At 43.0% G+C, this 18838-nt stretch carries 14 protein-coding genes and 1 pseudogene; 5 read left to right on the forward strand and 10 right to left on the reverse strand.

The window, feature by feature from the left end; all coding sequences use genetic code 11:
* Positions 1–176: 4Fe-4S dicluster domain-containing protein (locus WAK81_RS13080; protein ID WP_422195841.1), on the forward strand; the 176-nt coding region annotated here is incomplete at its 5' end.
* Positions 177–416: 240 nt separating this feature from the next.
* Here the strand turns inward: WAK81_RS13080 and WAK81_RS13085 are convergent.
* The 5 genes from WAK81_RS13085 to betI all read right to left on the reverse strand — a co-directional run bounded on the left by WAK81_RS13085 (position 417) and on the right by betI (position 7615).
* Complete coding sequence (locus WAK81_RS13085) at positions 417–2636, reverse strand: OsmC domain/YcaO domain-containing protein (RefSeq protein WP_422197398.1); 2220 nt, start codon at positions 2634–2636, stop codon at positions 417–419.
* A gap of 337 nt (positions 2637–2973) precedes the next feature.
* Positions 2974–3744 (reverse strand): hypothetical protein, encoded by a 771-nt coding sequence (locus WAK81_RS13090; RefSeq protein ID WP_422197400.1) that lies wholly within the window; start codon positions 3742–3744, stop codon positions 2974–2976.
* 128 nt (positions 3745–3872) lie between these two features.
* Complete coding sequence (gene betA, locus WAK81_RS13095; protein ID WP_422197402.1) at positions 3873–5528, reverse strand: choline dehydrogenase; 1656 nt, start codon at positions 5526–5528, stop codon at positions 3873–3875.
* A gap of 11 nt (positions 5529–5539) precedes the next feature.
* Complete coding sequence (gene betB / locus WAK81_RS13100; RefSeq protein WP_422197404.1) at positions 5540–7015, reverse strand: betaine-aldehyde dehydrogenase; 1476 nt, start codon at positions 7013–7015, stop codon at positions 5540–5542.
* A 21-nt stretch (positions 7016–7036) separates the two neighbouring features.
* Positions 7037–7615 carry a transcriptional regulator BetI gene (betI, locus tag WAK81_RS13105; RefSeq protein WP_422197406.1) on the reverse strand — a complete coding sequence of 193 codons (579 nt, stop codon included), beginning with the start codon at positions 7613–7615 and terminating at the stop codon, positions 7037–7039.
* Positions 7616–7885: 270 nt separating this feature from the next.
* Between betI and WAK81_RS13110 the strand changes: the two genes are divergently transcribed.
* Together WAK81_RS13110 and WAK81_RS13115 are read left to right on the forward strand one after the other, a co-directional pair.
* Entirely contained in the window at positions 7886–9922 is a 2037-nt protein-coding gene (locus tag WAK81_RS13110; RefSeq protein ID WP_422197408.1) for a choline transporter, read from the forward strand.
* Between the two features lie 28 nt (positions 9923–9950).
* Positions 9951–10559 carry a MarC family protein gene (locus tag WAK81_RS13115; RefSeq protein WP_422197410.1) on the forward strand — a complete coding sequence of 203 codons (609 nt, stop codon included), beginning with the start codon at positions 9951–9953 and terminating at the stop codon, positions 10557–10559.
* Positions 10560–10624: 65 nt separating this feature from the next.
* On the opposite strand, the gene WAK81_RS13120 is transcribed toward WAK81_RS13115, so the two are convergent.
* The gene (locus WAK81_RS13120; RefSeq protein ID WP_422197412.1) at positions 10625–12790 is read right to left on the reverse strand and encodes a TonB-dependent receptor family protein; all 2166 of its coding nucleotides are present in this window, start codon (positions 12788–12790) and stop codon (positions 10625–10627) included.
* 502 nt (positions 12791–13292) lie between these two features.
* Positions 13293–14210 (reverse strand): LysR family transcriptional regulator, encoded by a 918-nt coding sequence (locus tag WAK81_RS13125; RefSeq protein WP_422197413.1) that lies wholly within the window; start codon positions 14208–14210, stop codon positions 13293–13295.
* A gap of 320 nt (positions 14211–14530) precedes the next feature.
* Between WAK81_RS13125 and WAK81_RS13130 the strand changes: the two genes are divergently transcribed.
* A complete protein-coding gene (locus tag WAK81_RS13130) occupies positions 14531–14698 on the forward strand; it encodes a hypothetical protein (RefSeq protein WP_422197415.1) in 168 nt (55 codons plus the stop codon).
* 163 nt (positions 14699–14861) lie between these two features.
* Here WAK81_RS13130 and WAK81_RS13135 read toward each other — a convergent pair whose 3' ends face one another.
* From WAK81_RS13135 to WAK81_RS13145, 3 genes and pseudogenes are all read right to left on the reverse strand, one after another.
* Positions 14862–15059: a hypothetical protein gene (locus WAK81_RS13135; RefSeq protein ID WP_422197417.1), complete on the reverse strand. Its 198-nt coding sequence runs from the start codon at positions 15057–15059 to the stop codon at positions 14862–14864.
* Between the two features lie 254 nt (positions 15060–15313).
* Positions 15314–17027: pseudogene (locus WAK81_RS13140) on the reverse strand (protein kinase domain-containing protein).
* A gap of 66 nt (positions 17028–17093) precedes the next feature.
* Complete coding sequence (locus WAK81_RS13145) at positions 17094–17903, reverse strand: formate/nitrite transporter family protein (protein WP_422197419.1); 810 nt, start codon at positions 17901–17903, stop codon at positions 17094–17096.
* Between the two features lie 286 nt (positions 17904–18189).
* Here WAK81_RS13145 and cynS point away from each other — a divergent pair, with 286 nt between their 5' ends.
* Positions 18190–18639 (forward strand): cyanase, encoded by a 450-nt coding sequence (cynS, locus tag WAK81_RS13150; RefSeq protein ID WP_253101082.1) that lies wholly within the window; start codon positions 18190–18192, stop codon positions 18637–18639.
* The last annotated feature ends 199 nt before the right edge of the window (positions 18640–18838 follow it).

Here is an 18838-nt window from a genome sequence, read left to right on the forward strand (position 1 = left end):
GTTACTGCCCGGCGGGGGTGTATGAAATCATGGAAAATAATGACGGTTCCAAGCGTTTCCAGATTAATGCAGCCAACTGTGTGCACTGCAAGACCTGTGACATCAAGGATCCGTCCCAGAACATCACTTGGGTGACACCGGAAGGTGGTGGTGGTCCGAATTACCCGAATATGTAAGGTAATTCTTGTGAATGAGAAAGATACATCTATTTCTCACATTCACATACCCAATCTTGAAGCAGTTAGTATTAACACTTCACTTTAATTTTTTAGGTAATCCCAGTTCCCGAGGGAGCTGGGATTAATAAAGTTAGAATAGAAATAATAGAAAAAAATTTATAGCGTGCTGGATATAAAGATGGCTTAACCAAAATGAGCTAAGCCATCTTAGAGATTTAAAACAAATGACGAAAAATTTTAGTCATTCATTAATGATTTTTGATTTGCTACAAATTTTGCACGCGCCGCATGCAGTTTCTTATAGCTGTCAATTAAACGTAGATGACGATCCAGCCCTTCAAGCTGCATGTTGGTTTCGGTCAAACCATAGAAACGGACTGTTCCTTCGATTGAACCTAGAACGGCATCCATACGGGCATCACTAAACATACGACGGAAGTTGTGTTCATAATCTTCCAGTTCCATTTCATCATCCAGCATGACTTCCAGAACGACATTCATGCACTGGTAGAACAGGCCACGTTCAACGGTATTGGTATTGAACTGCAAGAACTGCTCAACCAGATCTTTGGCTTCTTCAAATTGCTGCAAAGCCACATAAATCAGAAGTTTCAGTTCAAGAATCGTCAGTTGGCCCCATTCAGTATTTTCATCGAACTCGATACCGATCAAGGTTTTGATCTCGGTATAATCATCTTCATCTGCTTCTTCCAGACGCTCAACCAGTGCTTCCAGTTGTTCATCATCCAGACGGTGAAGATTCAGGATATCTTCACGGTATAAAAGCGCCTTGTTGGTATTGTCCCAAACCAGATCTTCTACCAGATAAATTTCCGAATAGCCCGGTACCAGAATACGGCAAGCTGTTGCACCTAGATGCTGGTACACTGCCATATAAACTTCATGGCCCATGTCTTCCAGAATCGTGAATAATTCCTGAGCTTCATCTGCATTCGAATTTTGACCATTATTGGTGAAGTCCCACTCGACAAATTCATGATCTGCTTTCGCGCTGAAGAAACGCCAAGACACCACACCACTAGAGTCGATGAAATGCTCAACAAAGTTATTCGGTTCAGTTACTGCATTGCTGCTAAAGGTTGGTTTTGGCAGATCATTCAGACCTTCAAAACTACGGCCTTGTAACAACTCAGTCAGACTGCGTTCTAATGCCACTTCAAAGTTTGGATGAGCACCAAATGAGGCAAATACACCGCCAGTACGTGGGTTCATCAAGGTGACACACATGACCGGGAACTGACCGCCTAAAGAAGCATCTTTGACCAGAACCGGAAAGCCCTGTTCTTCCAGACCTTTAATGCCTTCAACAATTTTTGGATATTTTGCCAGAACCTGTTCAGGCACATCCGGTAGTGCGAGTTCACCTTCCAGAATTTCACGTTTAACAGCACGCTCAAAAATTTCAGACAGACATTGTACTTGCGCTTCAGCCAGCGTATTACCGGCGCTCATACCATTACTTAAGTAAAGGTTTTCGATCAGATTCGACGGAAAATAAACGGTTTCACCATCAGACTGACGTACAAATGGGAGTGAGCAGATGCCACGTTCTTTATTGCCCGAGTTAGTATCATAAAGATGGGTACCCAATAACTCATCTTCAGGATCATAAATTTCACGGGTATGTTCATCTAAAACTTCTGCAGGTAGTTCGCCATTCGGACCTGGCTGGAACCACTTCTCATCTGGATAATGCACAAATTCGGCATTGGCAATATCCTCACCCCAGAACTGGTCGTTATAGAAGAAGTTGCAGTTCAGACGTTCAATAAATTCACCTAAGGCAGATGCCAGTGCACTTTCTTTGGTCGAGCCTTTACCATTGGTAAAACACATTGGCGACTGCGCATCGCGGATATGTAGCGACCAGACATTTGGCACAATATTACGCCAAGATGCAATTTCAATCTTCATGCCAAGGCCTGCCAGAATTGCAGACATATTGGCAATGGTTTCTTCCAGCGGAAGGTCTTTACCCGGAATGAAAGTCGTATGGTCAGAAGCCAGACTTGGCATTAATAGGGCTTGAGCATCCGCATCAATACTTTCCACTTCTTCAATGATAAATTCAGGACCGGTTTGAATGACTTTCTTGACAGTACAACGGTCTATCGAACGTAAAATTCCTTGGCGATCTTTTTCAGAAATATCAGCCGGCAGTTCCACCTGAATTTTAAAAATCTGTTTATAGCGGTTTTCAGGATCAACAATATTGTTTTGCGAAAGGCGGATATTATCGGTTGGAATGTCACGTGCTGCGCAATAGACTTTGACAAAATAAGCCGCACAAAGTGCTGATGACGCCAGAAAATAATCGAATGGGCCGGGTGCCGAACCATCGCCTTTATAGCGGATCGGCTGATCGGCAATCACCGTGAAGTCATCGAACTTGGCTTCCTGACGAAGATTATCGAGATAATTGACCTTAATTTCCATGTAGATACCTAAATATTCTTATGTGCCGTCACGGACAGATAAGATGCTGAATCTGAATATACAAGCCGGTTCACGGAGGAGAACTTGAATGAAAAATAGAAAATGGTCAGGTTATGCCATTTGACGAAGTGTCTGGATAACGCTGCCGAGAATGGGCGCTATTATAGAATTATTTTATGAAATTGATAATATTTGTCTGAAATTCTGCCAGATTAAACCAGACCCTCAGTCTTTCCGGAGCTGCCGGAGCATGAATCAACTTCAAGTCATGAATTATATTATCAATCAAGGTTGCGGATAAGAAGGCAGATTTTCACCTGCCTAGTCTGAGATAACTTTAGAAATCATAACTCAGTGCAACTACTGCAAGATTACGCTGCTTTTCATCATAACGGTCATAACCGCCAAAGATATATTCACCCGACAAACTTACCTGAGGTAAAAGCGCATAACTGAGTCCGGCAGAAGCATAACGAAAGGCAAACTGCTTTTCGGTATCGCCCAGTTCACCGCCTTCGTATTTACCTTCATCATTAAAATAGCTTCCCGCTGCCGTAACGCTGGCATTCAGGCGATCATTCAACTGATGGCTCAGGTTAAGTGTATAAAAAGTATCGCCCTGATTGGCATAAGCCACATCATACAGATAGGTCGATACGCTGGCGCCGATACTGGTCTGATCATTCAATGCACGACTTACATTTAAGCCCAACTCATTTCCAGTGGTGTTCTCACCGCCCGGATAATAATAGGTCGCATTCCATAAATCCCAGTCATAATTTTCGCTGCTATGGGTATAACCTAGCAGAAAGTCATGCTCGAATTTGTCTGAACGATGTCCCTGACGCCCCTGCACTTCTGCATAAGAATAGCCAAGCGTAGATCCCCAATATCCGACATAAAAATTGCCATAAGCCAGATTCAGTCCTGCCTGTACAGCAATGTCATCATTTTCAGGTGCATTGGTCAAACCGCGGGATACATATTTGGATACCACACTCAAGTTTCCGCTTGCTTCTATTTGTTTTACTTCCGCATCATCGGCATAACAGTAAAGACTTGAAACAGCAGCACAGCCAAACAGCACTGTTTGATTGAATATTTTCATAAAATATAAAATCTATTAAGCAAAGCGGAGATAAAACCGAACGCAGTCGAGGTTTTATCTCCGCTTTGGGACAAAATTGAAATTCGCTTTACTCCTGCTTTGCTAGACGACAGGAATAAAACCATGATTTAAGCGCGAGGCGCCTTGTAAAAAGGTGCAGATGAAGGTGCAAGAGCAGGCTTGCCACGAATATGGTCTGCCAGTTTTTCAGCGATCATAATCGTAGTTGCATTGAGGTTACCGGTAATGATCAAAGGCATTATCGAGGCATCAATCACACGCAGACCCTGCATTTCATGTACGCGTCCATAACCATCGACAACCGCCATGTCATCCTCACCCATTTTACAGCTACACGATGGATGATACGCGGTTTCTGCATGATTACGAACAAATTCATCAATTTCAGCATCTGTTTGTAGATGTTTTCCCGGACTGATTTCTTCACCACGATAGGGATCCAATGCCGGCTGATGCATAATTTCCCGGGTAATGCGGATGGCATCGCGGAATTCACGCCAGTCCTGTTCGGTACTCATATAATTAAACAGAATACTTGGATGCTCAAACGGGTCTTTGGATTTCAGACGAACACGGCCACGTGACGGCGAGCGCATAGAGCCCACATGAGCCTGAAAACCATGTTCATGAATGGCATTGGTGCCATTATAATTAATCGCCACAGGCAGGAAATGATACTGGATATTGGGCCAGTCAAATTCATTTGAAGAGCGAATAAAACCACCGGCTTCAAACTGGTTGCTGGCCCCAATACCTTTTCCTAAAAATAACCATTCAGCGCCAATCATCGGCTGGTTATACCATTTGAGTGCCGGATACAAGCTGACAGGTTTTTTGCACTTATATTGCAGGTACATTTCCAGATGGTCCTGCAGGTTTTCACCCACACCTGGCAAATCCTGAACCACAGGAATATCCAGACTTTTTAACAGTTCAGCTGGACCCACACCGGAGCGTTGCAGGATTTGCGGTGAGGCAATCGCACCACCACATAATAAAACTTCACGATCCGCAAAGACCTGAATCGGCTGTAAGGTATTTTGTCCTTCAAAATATTCCACACCAATTGCCTGATTACGATTAAACAGAATACGATTGGTCATGGCGTGGGTAATAATCGTGAGATTATCCCGGCCCTTGGCCATATCCAGATAACCACGTGCTGTACTGGAACGACGGCCTTGCGGCGTTACGGTACGGTCCATCGGCCCAAAACCTTCCTGCTGATAGCCATTCAGGTCATCAGTACGTGGATAACCGGCCTGTACACCTGCCTCGACCATGGCATGGAACAGCTCATTATTCCCATTTTTAGGTGTTGCGACCGAAACCGGTCCAGAATCACCATGATAATCATTGCCGCCAATATCGCGCGTTTCAGCTTTTTTATAATACGGCAGACATTCGGCATAGCTCCAGTGTTCTAGCCCCTTAAGGCTGGCCCACTGTTCCAGATCCATGGCATTACCGCGAATGTAACACATGCCGTTAATTAACGAAGAACCGCCCAGACCTTTTCCGCGCCCGCATTCCATACGACGATTATTCATATGAGGTTCGGGGTCGGTCAGATAGGCCCAGTTATAGCGTCGTCCCTGTAATGGATAAGCCAACGCAGCCGGCATTTGTGTTCTGAAATCTAGACGGTAATCCGGTCCACCCGCTTCCAGCAGCAGGACTTTCACATCCGGATCTTCAGTTAAACGCGCTGCTAGCACATTGCCTGCGGAACCTGCACCGATAATAATATAGTCGTAATTCATCCAACCCTCCCTTATGCGCTAAATACAGATTGGAAAGGACTAAGTTCAACTTGCACTGACTTAGTCTGGGTATATTGCTGTAGCGTGACAATACCGTTTTCACGACCAACACCCGAATGTTTATAGCCACCAACTGGCATTTCTGCCGGTGATTCGCCCCAGATATTGATCCAGCAAATGCCGGCTTCAATTTGATGAATAATACGGTGCGCACGTGCCAGATTCGGTGTCACGACACCAGCTGCCAAACCATACTCGGTGTCATTAGCACGACGAATCGCCTCTTCTTCTGAGTCATAACTCAGAATACTCATGACTGGACCAAAGATTTCGTCACGGACAATCGTCATGTCGTCACGGCAATCGGTGAATACCGTTGGTAGCACATAAGCGCCTTGGGCAAATTGCTCATCTTCAGCACGGCCGCCACCACACAATAAGCGTGCACCTTCGATCTTGCCCTTGTCAATATAGCCCAGCACTTTTTCCATATGTGCAAAGCTAGATACTGGACCAAAATTGGTCTCAGGATCGAGTGGGTCCCCCATACGGATATAAGGAATACGCTGCAGAATCTTTTCTTCGAATTCTGCTTTCAAGGCTAAAGGTACAAATACTCGAGTACCATTGGTACAGACCTGACCGGAACTGTAGAAGTTGGCCATCATGGCTATATCTGCTGCCAGATCCAGATCGGCATCTTCACAGATAATCAGCGGGGATTTTCCGCCCAGCTCCATAGTCACTTCTTTCAAGCTGGAATTCGCAGCTTGGGCCATGACTTTTTTTCCGGTCGCGACACCACCGGTAAATGAAACTTTGGCTATATCAGGATGTGAAGTCAGATAGCCACCAACTTCACCACTACCAGTCACCACATTGAATACGCCATGTGGCACACCGGCTTCAGTATAAATTTCTGCCAGTTTTAATGCAGTTAAAGGCGTTACTTCACTGGCTTTGAAGATCATGGCGTTGCCCGCTGCCAGTGCAGGTGCAGATTTCCATAATGCGATCTGAATCGGGTAATTCCACGCACCAATCCCGGCAACCACACCCAAAGGTTCACGGCGGGTATAGACAAACGAACTGCTTCTGAGCGGGATTTGCTGGCCTTCTAATGCTGGCAAAATACCTGCATAGTATTCGAGTACATCTGCGCCTGTCGCAATATCGACGGTGGAGGTTTCACTAAAAGCTTTACCACTGTCAAGGCTTTCTAAACGTGCCAGCTCGTCATTACGTTCGCGAAGAATAGTGACAGCCTTGTTCAAGATACGGGAGCGTTGAATCGCCGTCATTTCTGCCCAGACTTTTTGTCCTTGTTGTGCCGATTCAACAGCGCGATCGATATCTTCTCGCGTACACACTTGCACGTCTGCCAGAACTTCGCTTGTTGCAGGATTAATCGTTTGAAACGTGCTATTGGATGTTGCATCGACATATTGTCCGTGTATATAAGGACGTTGCAGTTTGAATGTTGTCAATGGAATTCCCTCGCAGATAAGTTATTTGAGTTGTTGCCGAATATATTCACTACACAGTTCAATCGGCAGTTCTGGGTCAATTTCGCCACTTACCAAAGCACCTCTTAGCCAGAATCCGTCAATCAATGCTGCCAGACCTTGAGCGGCTTTCTCTGCCTGGTCTTTACTCAACTTTTTCATGAATTCATATTTAAGATTGGAGTGTAAACGGAAATGATTGATCTGCTGTAAACGGTGTAATTCAGGTTGGTGCAAACTGCTAGCCCAGAACGCCAACCAGACTTTCATGGCTGCCTTGTCAGTTTGTGGAGCAGCAAAATTACCACGTACGATTGCTAGCAGGCGCTGTTCCGGTGTGGCATTCACCTGGGACTGTATTTCTGCAACGGATTTACCCAATTGCTGCAATAAGTAACGCATTGTGGCTTCAATTAACCCATTTTTACCTCGAAAATAATGACTTATGATGCCGGTTGAGACACCTGCCCTTTGTGCAATCTGACTAATTGAAGCTTCTGCAAAACCTAGCTCATTCACTGCAGCTAAGGTGGCATCGATCAGCTGCTGACGGCGGATCGGTTGCATACCAACTTTGGGCATAGGTCTAACCTGAATAACGGATGTAGCAATAAAAAATCACTCTGCTAAAGCAAATAGCTGAATGATGTAACAATTCATAAACGCTTTATTAATTGAACGTTCAATTAATAAAAATTATAGTGCCAGCTCACCCTTGATGTACAGCGCAGTTTGTTTTGGATTTGCAAAAGTTTGTAATTCATAAAAACAAGGAAGCTTTACCGCAGGCTTTTGCTTTTAAATCACACTGCACTGTATATCATCCGGCAACAAAACGATGGTCATGGATTTATGCAAAAGAAAAAAGAAGAGATGCAAGATGGTCTGAATAAAGTAGTTTTTTATTTTTCGGCGACACTTATTCTGCTGTTTTCTATCATCACCATTTTATTTAATGAACAAGCCAATCAAGTCATTATCAATATTTTAAATTGGGTTAGTCGTACCTTTAGCTGGTATTACCTGCTGGCGGCAACGCTGTATCTGGTTTTTATCGTCTTTATCGCCTGTTCCCGTTATGGCGAGATTAAATTAGGCCCCAAACATTCCAAGCCAGAATTTAGCCTGCTGAGTTGGTCGGCGATGCTATTTTCTGCCGGGATCGGGATTGACCTGATGTTTTTCTCGGTAGCGGAACCGCTTTCGCATTATATGAATCCACCTGTGGGCCAAGGTGAAACCTTTGAAGCTGCGCGCCAGTCCATGGTGTGGACCCTGTTTCACTACGGTTTAACCGGCTGGAGTATGTACGCGCTGATTGGGGTCGCCCTGGGTTATTTCAGCTATCGCTACAATTTACCGCTAACGATCCGATCGGCACTTTATCCTATTTTTGGAAAAAAAATTAATGGCCCAATTGGCCATACGGTTGATACTGCTGCAGTACTCGGCACGATTTTCGGGATTGCCACCACCTGCGGGATTGGCGTTGTGCAATTAAATTACGGCCTGCATGTGCTGTTTGATTTACCGGAAAATATCTGGATTCAAACTGCATTAATCGCTGTTGCTGTGATTATTACTATTATTTCAGTCACTGCCGGTGTCAATAAAGGCATCCGGATCCTGTCTGAAATTAACATCTATGTATCAATTGGGCTGCTGCTATTCATCCTGTTTGTAGGCAATACCGAGTTTTTATTAGCCGCCTTGATTCAGAATTTTGGTGACTATATCAGCCAGTTCCCGAAACTTTCTTTAACCAGCTTTCCTTTTGAACAACCGAAAGAGTGGATGAATAGCTGGACCCTGTTCTTCTGGGCATGGTGGATCGCCTGGTCACCTTTTGTCGGTCTGTTTCTGGCCCGTATTTCCCGTGGTCGTACCATTCGCGAATTTGTCACCGGGACTTTGGTTATTCCTCTGTTATTTACCCTGACCTGGTTGTCTATTTTCGGTAACAGTGCTTTATACAGCGTGATTTTTGATGGTAATACTCAACTTGCTACGACAGTTTTAGAAAATCCGGCACATGGTTTCTATGATCTGCTGGCGCAGTATCCAGGCTTTACGTTTACTGCAGGTGTTGCCACCATTACCGGCTTGCTGTTCTATGTGACCTCAGCGGATTCAGGGGCATTGGTATTGGGAAATTTCACGACCAAATTCACTAATATTGAGCATGATTCACCGCGCTGGCTCAGCGTGTTCTGGGCCATTGCCATCGGTTTACTGACTTTGGCAATGTTGATGGCCAATGGCGTGACAGCATTACAGAACACCACGATTATTATGGGTCTGCCTTTTAGTTTCGTAATTTTCTTTGTGATGGCGGGACTATATAAGTCCTTGCGTCTGGAGGATTTTCGTCAGGCCAGTACCAGCCTGAATGCGGCACCTGTGGTCGGTAATGTGGATATCTTGAACTGGAAGAAGCGTCTGAGCCGAGTCATGCTGCATCCAAGCCTGTCCCAGACGCGGACCATGCTGGATAATGTCTGCAAGCCGGCTATCGAGGCCGTTGCAACCGAGTTAATTGACAAAGGCATTCAAGTCAATATTCAGGAAAAATCGCTTGAGGAAGAACCTGAACTGTATCACCTGGATCTGACTATTCAGCTCGATGAAGAAGAAAACTTTGTCTATGAAATATGGCCGGTACGCTATGACACGCCAAATTTCAGTTCACGTGGTAAACGAACCAAACGTTATTACTATCGTCTGGAAAGTTACCTGTTTGAAGGCTCTCAGGGCAACGATCTGGTCGGTTATAGCAAGGAACAGGTGATCAATGACATCCTGGATAAATATGAACGCCATATGATGTATCTGCATATTAACCGGATCAGCCCAGGTAAACGACCGCTGTTCCCGGATCGTGAAATTTAGGATTACTCAACTACGGAAGGACTCAATGATGTCAGAAAGTTTGAATGCCTTTGCCCTGTTTTTCTCCCTGCTCAATCCTTTTCTGATGAGTATTTACATGCTCGGAATTATCCGTAATTCCGACGCAAAAATATTCAACATGGCATTGATTCAAGGCAGTCTGATCAGCTTTATTGTGTTCATCATTTTTGCAAAAACCGGTGAAGCCTTCTTTAATGAAGTCTTGCATGTACGGTTTGAGTCTTTCCAGATTTTTGGCGGTATTATCTTTCTGGTGATTGGCTATCGTTATGTCTTTGAAGGTGCTGATACGATTGGCGTGATGCGTGGAGCGCCCAGTCATCTGGCGGGCACGATTGCCATGCCGTTTATGATCGGTCCAGGTACCATTTCGGCATCTGTGATCACCGGTATACAGCTCAGTTTAATGCAGACCATTCTGGTGATTTTCTTTACCCTGTTTCTGACTTGTAGCTTGCTAATTTTAATGAAATACCTGCATGATCATTTACAGCATAAATATTCTAACTATATTGATTTATATGTTGATATTGTTGGTCGTGTTGCTGCGCTTCTGATTGGTACGATTGCCATCGATATGATTGTGACAGGCGTTACCGGAATTTTGGAAACCTGATCAATTATTTTATTGTATGAATAAAAAGAGCGGTTTTTACCGCTCTTTTTTTAATTTTTAAATAATTAAAATTTAAATGACACACCGGCATAAGTAGAAAAACTTTCACCTGGCGAAGATCGCGCGACGTCAGCACCTTGATCATTTAGACCAGGAATCACGACCGCAGCATATTTCTCATCCGTGATATTTTTGAAGTTGATCCAGGTTTTCCATGATTGATGTTCTGGTGCATAACCCAAGTCAATGCCCCAGATCTGATAGTCGTCACTGAAACGGCTATTGGCATAATCATGTGCCATTTTGGATGCATATTCAGTATTCAGACCAATATAGAGGCCATTATTCAAGGCATAACTCAGTTGAGCCTGATACAGATGTTTAGGTATTCCCGGTAACTGGTTTTTGCCAAATAAAGGATCGTTTTTGTACTGGAAATCGCTAAGAGTATAAGCCTGTTGCAGACGCAACTCGCCATATCGGGATTCATACAATGGCGTATCCAGACTTAGCTCCACCCCTTGATGAATCGTTGGCGCCGCATTCGATTCAACAGCAATTGGCTCTGAAGGTCGATTCGATCCATCTTCATAGGTTTTAATCATTTCAGAGGTTAGCAGTTCATTTTTCACTTTAGAATAATAGTAGCTCAGTGCCCAGTCTCCAAAACCTGATTGTCCACGTCCCCCCAGTTCAAAACTATTGGCGGTTTGCGTATCTAAATAGATTGGCGCACGTACCCGGCCAGAAGCGACCCCACTGTCAAAATAATATGGTGAAGACCAAGCCATCGCCCAAGGATGTGCCGGCTCAATGCTGCGGCTTAAATTGGCAAACCATTGTACAGACTCATTCGGCTGATAGGTCAATCCAAGTCGTTGTGCAAAATTCCATTCATAACGGCTAACCTCAGGACTTGCCTCGGGATAAGTCACTTCACTTTCCCGATGGGTATACACGGCTGCCAGTCCCAGATCTAACTTAAACTGATCATTTAATGTGGTTTCCTGATCAAATTGCAGGACGTTGTCTGAACCTCGATAGGTATAACGGCGGGTAACGGTATCTGCCGGATACAAAGTTCCATCAATGGTCGTATCACGTCGGATGGTTTCCGTTACACCACTGTCCGGACGATGAGTCGTGCTGCGCAAGGCAATACGCCCCTGATGCTCCAGACCTAGAAACTGGTAAGGCTTTTCATACTGGAAACGTGCTGTAATATCTTCATAATCGACATTGGTACGATAACTGCTTTCACGTAAATCCAGCGGATAATGATGATAAGCCAGACTGCCGGTCAGTTTTGCATCATCCTGCAAATTCCAGGTCGTAGTATTGGCCAGCCACGTACTGCCCGGTTGAATCCGTTTGGCATCTACCGCCAAATTAAAACTATTCGCTGCTTCAGGATCATTTTTGAGCTGTTCTTGCGTAATCCGCCCTGGTGTTAAATGCTTGTTCTCACGGTAACGGGCATAAAAACGGGTTTCGATATCCGGACTAATTTCATAGCCCAAATTAAAAGCTAGACCTTTGCCATCGCCTTCAGCATGATTCTGAATTCCATCAAACTGGGTACCTGTCAGCGCCAGATAATAATCCATCTGATCCAGCTTTCGGCCGGTACTAAACTGATATTTATGATAACCATGGCTACCCATTTCATATTTGAGTTCAGAGCCATTCTGATCTGCACCGGTCTTGGATTTATAGTTGATTGTTCCACCTAAGGCCAGTCCACCCTGTTTAAAGCCATTGGCTCCGCGATAAACCCCGACATGATCAATCCACCATGGTTCTAGCAGTTCATACGCTGTCCCGCCCGGCCCGGTAAATGGAATATCGTCAATCAGGACATGCGTACCGGATGCGTGTGCACCTGAAGTCCGGTTGATTCCTGAGCCACGGATTGAGACTTTTGCACCTTCATTTCCTGCAGACTGGGCATAAATTCCTGGCTGTAAACGGAACACATCGGCCGTGGTCGCAAGTCGCTGCTGTTCTAGCTGCTGCTCACCAATGAAATTCGTTCCTCCTGAAACCTGAGCCAGCTCTTTCTGATATTGCTGCTGCGGATTGGCATTTTGCTCAGCACTGATCACGATGGTATTCAGCTGTTGAACGTTGCCCGGCTCTACGGCAGTTTCAGCATAAAGATGACCTGAGACAATCGACAGGATCATGAGGCTCAGCGGGCTTTTCTTGAGAGGAATTTTTGTCATGTGCATGGCGAGTTTATACAGTCCTGTATAAGTGATTCCGTTTTATGAGAGGAAATCAGTTTAAAATTTATGCTGTAGCATAGATCAACATTGTTATTTTCAGGAGTTATTTTCTGCCAAAAAATTGACTGATCAGCGTATATTTTTTCATTTTATTTAATATTTTTATTAAAAATCAACTTGCAAGATCAGAACCACATCCTCACAAGTTCCAAGAACTTAATTTTTAAGTAATTGATATTTAATAATATGATATTTAATTCTGCACAAATGTATTTCCACTTGGCAAAATGTAATACTTGTCAAAAATTATGATCGACTAAACCAGTTCTTTAATTTCGAAAGTTGATCGAAATTGTATATTTTCTGACTCGAAGTAGACGAGATTAACCTCATCATCTTATAGAAAAATTGAAATCCTTAAGAGAAAAACAATCAATTTTTAAAAATCCTGACGATGCAGGATTTTTAAGAATCACGGGCTTATAGATATTCAACTATTCATTGATCAGTTGTAGTAGACCTGTCTTTTCTTGGAAAACCGATCCAGCTGTTTCAAGAAGCCTTCAAAATAATCTTTCTGTTTTTCTTCTGTGCGATAGCCGGCATATAAAGTACGACGCAATCCTTCAGGCGCTACACAGTCTAAACGGCGTGATGTCACCCAGCCTTTCTGCTCATATTCATTTACCACCCAATCAGGTAATGCACCAATCCCGCGACCACTTGCCACCAACTGAATCAGCATTTGGGTCAAGTCGGTGGTACGAATGGCTTTTGGTAGAATATTAGCGGGAATAAACAAGCGAGACATGATATCCAAACGGTGTTTATCAACCGGATAAGTCACCAGTGTTTCTTCAGCAAGCTCCTGAACAGTGATGTCTTTCGCACGTACCAGTGGATGGGTATTGGATAAAACCAAGCGTGATTCGTATTCAAAAATCGGAAAATATTCAATGCCTTTGAGTGCAATCGGATCAGCGGTAATCAGCAGATCAAATTCTCCTGTTTGTAATAATTCATGCGGATTCGATTCAAAACCTGAAGCAAAGTCCAAGTCTACATCCGGATATTGCATCCGGTATTGATTGAGTAGCGGCATCAACCAGTCAAAACAGCTATGACATTCAGAGGAGAAAACTATTCGCCCGGTCTGGCCATGCACAATACGGCTGATATCACTCTGTGCAATTTGAACTTGCGGTAATATTTCATCTGCCAGTTTTAGCAACCGCTCTCCAACATTTGAAAAACTCACAGGGCGACTACGCCGATTGACCACTTCGACGCCAAACCATTGGTCTAATTCACGTAGCTGATGTGACAAGGCTGAGGGCGTTAAACATAAATCACTTGCTGCTGCAACCAGAGAACCATGCTCCCGCAGAGCAGTCAGGGTTCTTAAATGGCGGAGTTCTATCATGGCAAATACCGGAAAATTCAAAAGATGGAGGACACTTGATCTGTCTTTAGCATAACCCATTTTCTTTTATTATTTTAGTTTTTTTCATCTTTAAATAATATTAATGAGTTTAATTCACCTAAAATTTTATTAGTTCGAACTTCGATTTCATTATTTTAATTTTCTTGATCAAATTAAACCTTATTAAATCGGCCTATAAAATATCGCTTAAACTTACAACAGCAACAAGATAGAAAACTAACTCAGGCATAAAAGTCACAGAATAATTTTGCTGCATTCATACAATAAAAATTAGAAAGTATTTTAGAGGATGAAAGACTATGTCCAATCCAATCGATCGAAAGGATGAAGAACTCACTGAAGATCAACTTGATCCTCAAGAAAAACAGGATCGAGAGATCCAGCGAGGTCAATTAGGCCTTCATGATCCACAGCGACAACGCGATCAACTGCGTCAGGAAAAACAAGACGAGGAACAGAGTCAATAAATTATTTCCGAGTATTCAAAATACAAAAACTCTCCATTCTTAAAAATAGATGAGGAGTTTTTTTATCAGTATTAACAAGCTATGGGCTATTTATTCCAAGAAAAACATTTTATCTATCCTATCTAACCTGAACAGCTCACCTTCTTGGATGAGTGCTGTTTTATTATTTCGCTTCTGTAGAGGCTTTCGCTTGTAGTGGCTGCGCCTGTGTTTCTGCCGTTTTTTTCTTGGCCTGAATTTGTGCCGCTATTTCCTGATTTTTCTCAGCAAAACGCAAGCCACCATCTCCGGCGAGAATGGTTTGGCTCATCACCATACTGCTGCCCAAGATTAAAATCAGCTTAAAAAATTGAATTTTCATGTCTCATCTGCCTTTTCATTCTAATGGTGTTAAAAATAAGCAATTATTATTCCAATGTTTTTATGCTTATTTGATTTTTTGACTGCACTTTCTATTTTATATAGTATAATCTTCGAAAACACAGAGTCAATCATCGTAAAAATATAAAAATCTGCAATAAGAATAAATAGATATTTTGACTACATCTCAGCTTAAATCACACCTGATTTTTAGTTAGATCAAAAAAACCATTCAACAGCGTATTTGAATTATTTTCATTGGCTAAAATACAGTGCAAATACCCAGAGCAATAACAAAAACAGAATCGCTGTGCAGGATTTCCAGAAAGTGACTGGATGCTTTTCAAGCATAGGGCGTGAAACTGATTTTTTAAATTTGAGATCTGGGTGTTTCAGATCATATATAAATGCTGAAAGTGCTTCATAGCGCTGCTCCGGGCGAAGGGAAAGCGCTTTTTTAAAGATGGCGTCCAAGTCATGTGGCAGATCCGGTCGATACTCATAAAGTGGATGATATCGAACTTGCTTTAAGGCCTTTTCAGTCTTGCAGCGCGCCAGGTCTGTCCCATAAGGTAATTGTCGGGTCAATAAATAATAACTCATCACCGCCAGCGAGAACTGGTCTGATTTTATTGAGGGTGAACGTCCAATAAAATATTCAGGCGCCATAAAGGCCAGAGTTCCCAAAGGAACATCTGCGTGTTTAGGATTCAGTTCAACCAGACCTCTGACCGCGATCGATCCATAATCAATCAGTTTCACTTTTAAAGCATCAGCAGGTTCAAGCAGCATGACATTTTCTGGCCGTACATCCTGGTGCAGCATTTCAAGTCGATGCATGGCATTCAGCGCTTTGGCCACCTGCTCAATGATTGGGAGCAACTGCTGTAAAGTTAAAGCAGTTTTTTGACGATGCAACCAGCGACTTAGGCTTTCCCCTTGCAAGTATTCATAACTTCGAAATAAAAACTTCTTGCTGCCCTTATGTGGATAACATTGCAGCAGATTTTCATGTTTTAAGCGTTTCGATACCCAGTCTTCTAACTGAAATTGTTCTACCGCTTTCAGGTCATCCTGCACATCGACAGACAAGGTTTTAATGACCAGCTGATTTTGTGTCGCTTCATCGCGCGCTAAATAGAGGCTGCTGCGATGATTTTGGTGCAGGATTTTATCAATTCGATAACCTTCAAACAGATCACCATGACTTAGCTGTTGCGGAAATAAAACATGGCTCTTGATATGAAAGAATTCCTCATCAGGCAACTGTTCCACTTTAATGATTTGAATAGCCCCGCTTTAAGGCCAGCTCGACTATAGATCTGGCAATAATATCTAGATGTTGTTTCTGTTGCAGCATCTCCGAGATGAGCTGTATATCAATAAACTCATAGACACCATCTGTCATCAAGATAAAGAAATCATCTTCACATAATTCAAACCGCTGATAATCGACATCGATACGATGGTCGGCACCCAGTGCACGACTTAAATAATGTTCTGTTGATGACAGGCAAACCCGGTGATCAGCCGTCAACTGTTCAATGGCTTGTGCCTGAATACGATAAATCCGGCTATCGCCAGCATGAAAGATATGTGCCCTATTTTGTTTCAAAATCAGTGCACTAAAGGTACAGACATAACCGCGGTCTTTATCAAAACGTCCGCGGCTCTGCTGGGTTTGTGCATAGAGCCAGGAGTTAGTCGCACGAATGACCCGTGCCGCCGAAGTTTGGGTACTCCATGCATCCGAAGTCGAGTAATAATCCGATAAAAAACTGCTGACTGCAGTTTCTACTGCAATATGACTGACATTGCTGCTACTGATCCCGTCTGCAATTGCACAGGCAATTCCCTTACTGCCAAGCGCGTGGCCTTCAGGAATATAGACCCCATGAAAGTCCTGATTCTGTGCTTTGATTCCAGCGGAAGAATATTGCCCAATGTTGATCTTTAATTTTTTATTCATTTTAAATACTCAAAAAGGGATCGAATCGATCCCTTTAATCTCAAGCCATAAATCATCATGCTCAGATTAGAATTCTTTTTTATCGCCAGTACGTACATGCGTGGTATAGAGCGCCAGACCTGTCAGTGCCAGACCACCCACTAAATTACCCAGTGCCACCGGTAATTCATTCCACAAGAAATAGTCTGTAATCGAGAAATCACCGCCCATCATCATGGCAAATGGGAACAGGAACATATTCACAACTGAATGTTCAAAGCCCATGGCGAAAAATAGCATGATTGGCATCCACATCGCGATGAATTTGCCGCTGACCGTGGTTGACATCATGGCGCCAATTACCCCAAGTGACACCATCCAGTTACACAGCATGCCGCGGATAAAAATCGTCATCCAGCCAGCAAAACCATATTCGGCATAGCCCAAAGTCCGGTCTTCACCTATATGGGCAATTTTCACCCCGACCGCATTCGGTTCAGCGGCGAAACCCATGGTATAGACAGCGGCCATTAACACGGCCACAGTTAAACATCCAGCAAAGTTACCTAAAAAAACCAGACCCCAGTTTTTTAAAATACGTGACCACGTCACCCCCGGTCGTTTGTCTAGCCAAGCTAAAGGGGTCAATACAAATACGCCGGTGAGCAGGTCATAGCCCAAGAGATACAACATGCAGAAGCCAACTGGAAATAACAGGGCACCGATCAGCGGTACTCCTGTTTGTATACCCACCGTGACTGCAAATACTGCTGCCAGCGCCAGAATTGCACCTGCCATAAAAGCACGAATCAAAACATCACGCGTTGCCATATGAAGTTTTGCCTCACCGGCATCAACTACTTTTTTTGCAAACTCTGCAGGAGCAAGATAAGCCATATTTTTATCCCCTTTATATAAATTACTTGCCTGTTTGCAAATAAAAAACGCCTAAGGTCTATTTCAACCCTAGGCGTCTTTGCCTTGCATTATTCAAACAGATTAATCGTTTCATGGCGCCATTGCCATATTTAATATAGATAATTGCAAATAGCATACCATTTATTTTAAATGGCTAATAAAAATCATATAAATTATTTTAAAATTTAATCCTTATAATTATCTTGGCACAATCTCTGCATTATCTATAGCGGTAATTTTTTAAATATAGCTATTGGAGAAGATTATGATTAGCCATCGTCAACAAGTGACAGACATGATTATTTCAGCAAAAGTTTTAAAGTCTATCAAATGGGCAGATGTCGCTGAAGCTATAGGCCTTTCTAAAGAATGGGTGACTGCTGCCTGTTTAGGTCAGATGGCTTTTAATAAAGAACAGGCAGAAAAAATTGGTGAAATATTTGGACTGACTGATGAAGCAATTGCCTGGCTGCAAATCGTACCATATAAAGGTTCTTTACCAACCAGTGTGCCGACAGATCCGCTGATTTATCGCTGGTATGAGGTTGTCAGCGTCTATGGTATGACCATTAAAGAGCTGATCCACGAAGAATTCGGAGATGGTATTATGAGTGCAATTGATTTCAGTATGGATATTCAACGTGAGAATAATCCAAACGGAGATCGGGTGAATGTCGTATTATCTGGAAAGTTTCTACCTTATAAAACTTATTAATCCCTTACTTTGAAAATAAAAGCCATTATTAAAATGGCTTTTATTTTATCTACACTTATTAAATTTATTTAAATTTTTTTAGAATGATTATTAAAAGATGTATAATTTTTTCGTCTCAAATTAAACATATAAACGGCTTTGTTGCACAAACCTATTCATGACGGCTTATTCAGCAATATAATTTCCAAATGAATAAGCC

Origin of the sequence: Acinetobacter sp., from assembly GCF_049284435.1 — a bacterium.
Lineage (GTDB): Bacteria > Pseudomonadota > Gammaproteobacteria > Pseudomonadales > Moraxellaceae > Acinetobacter.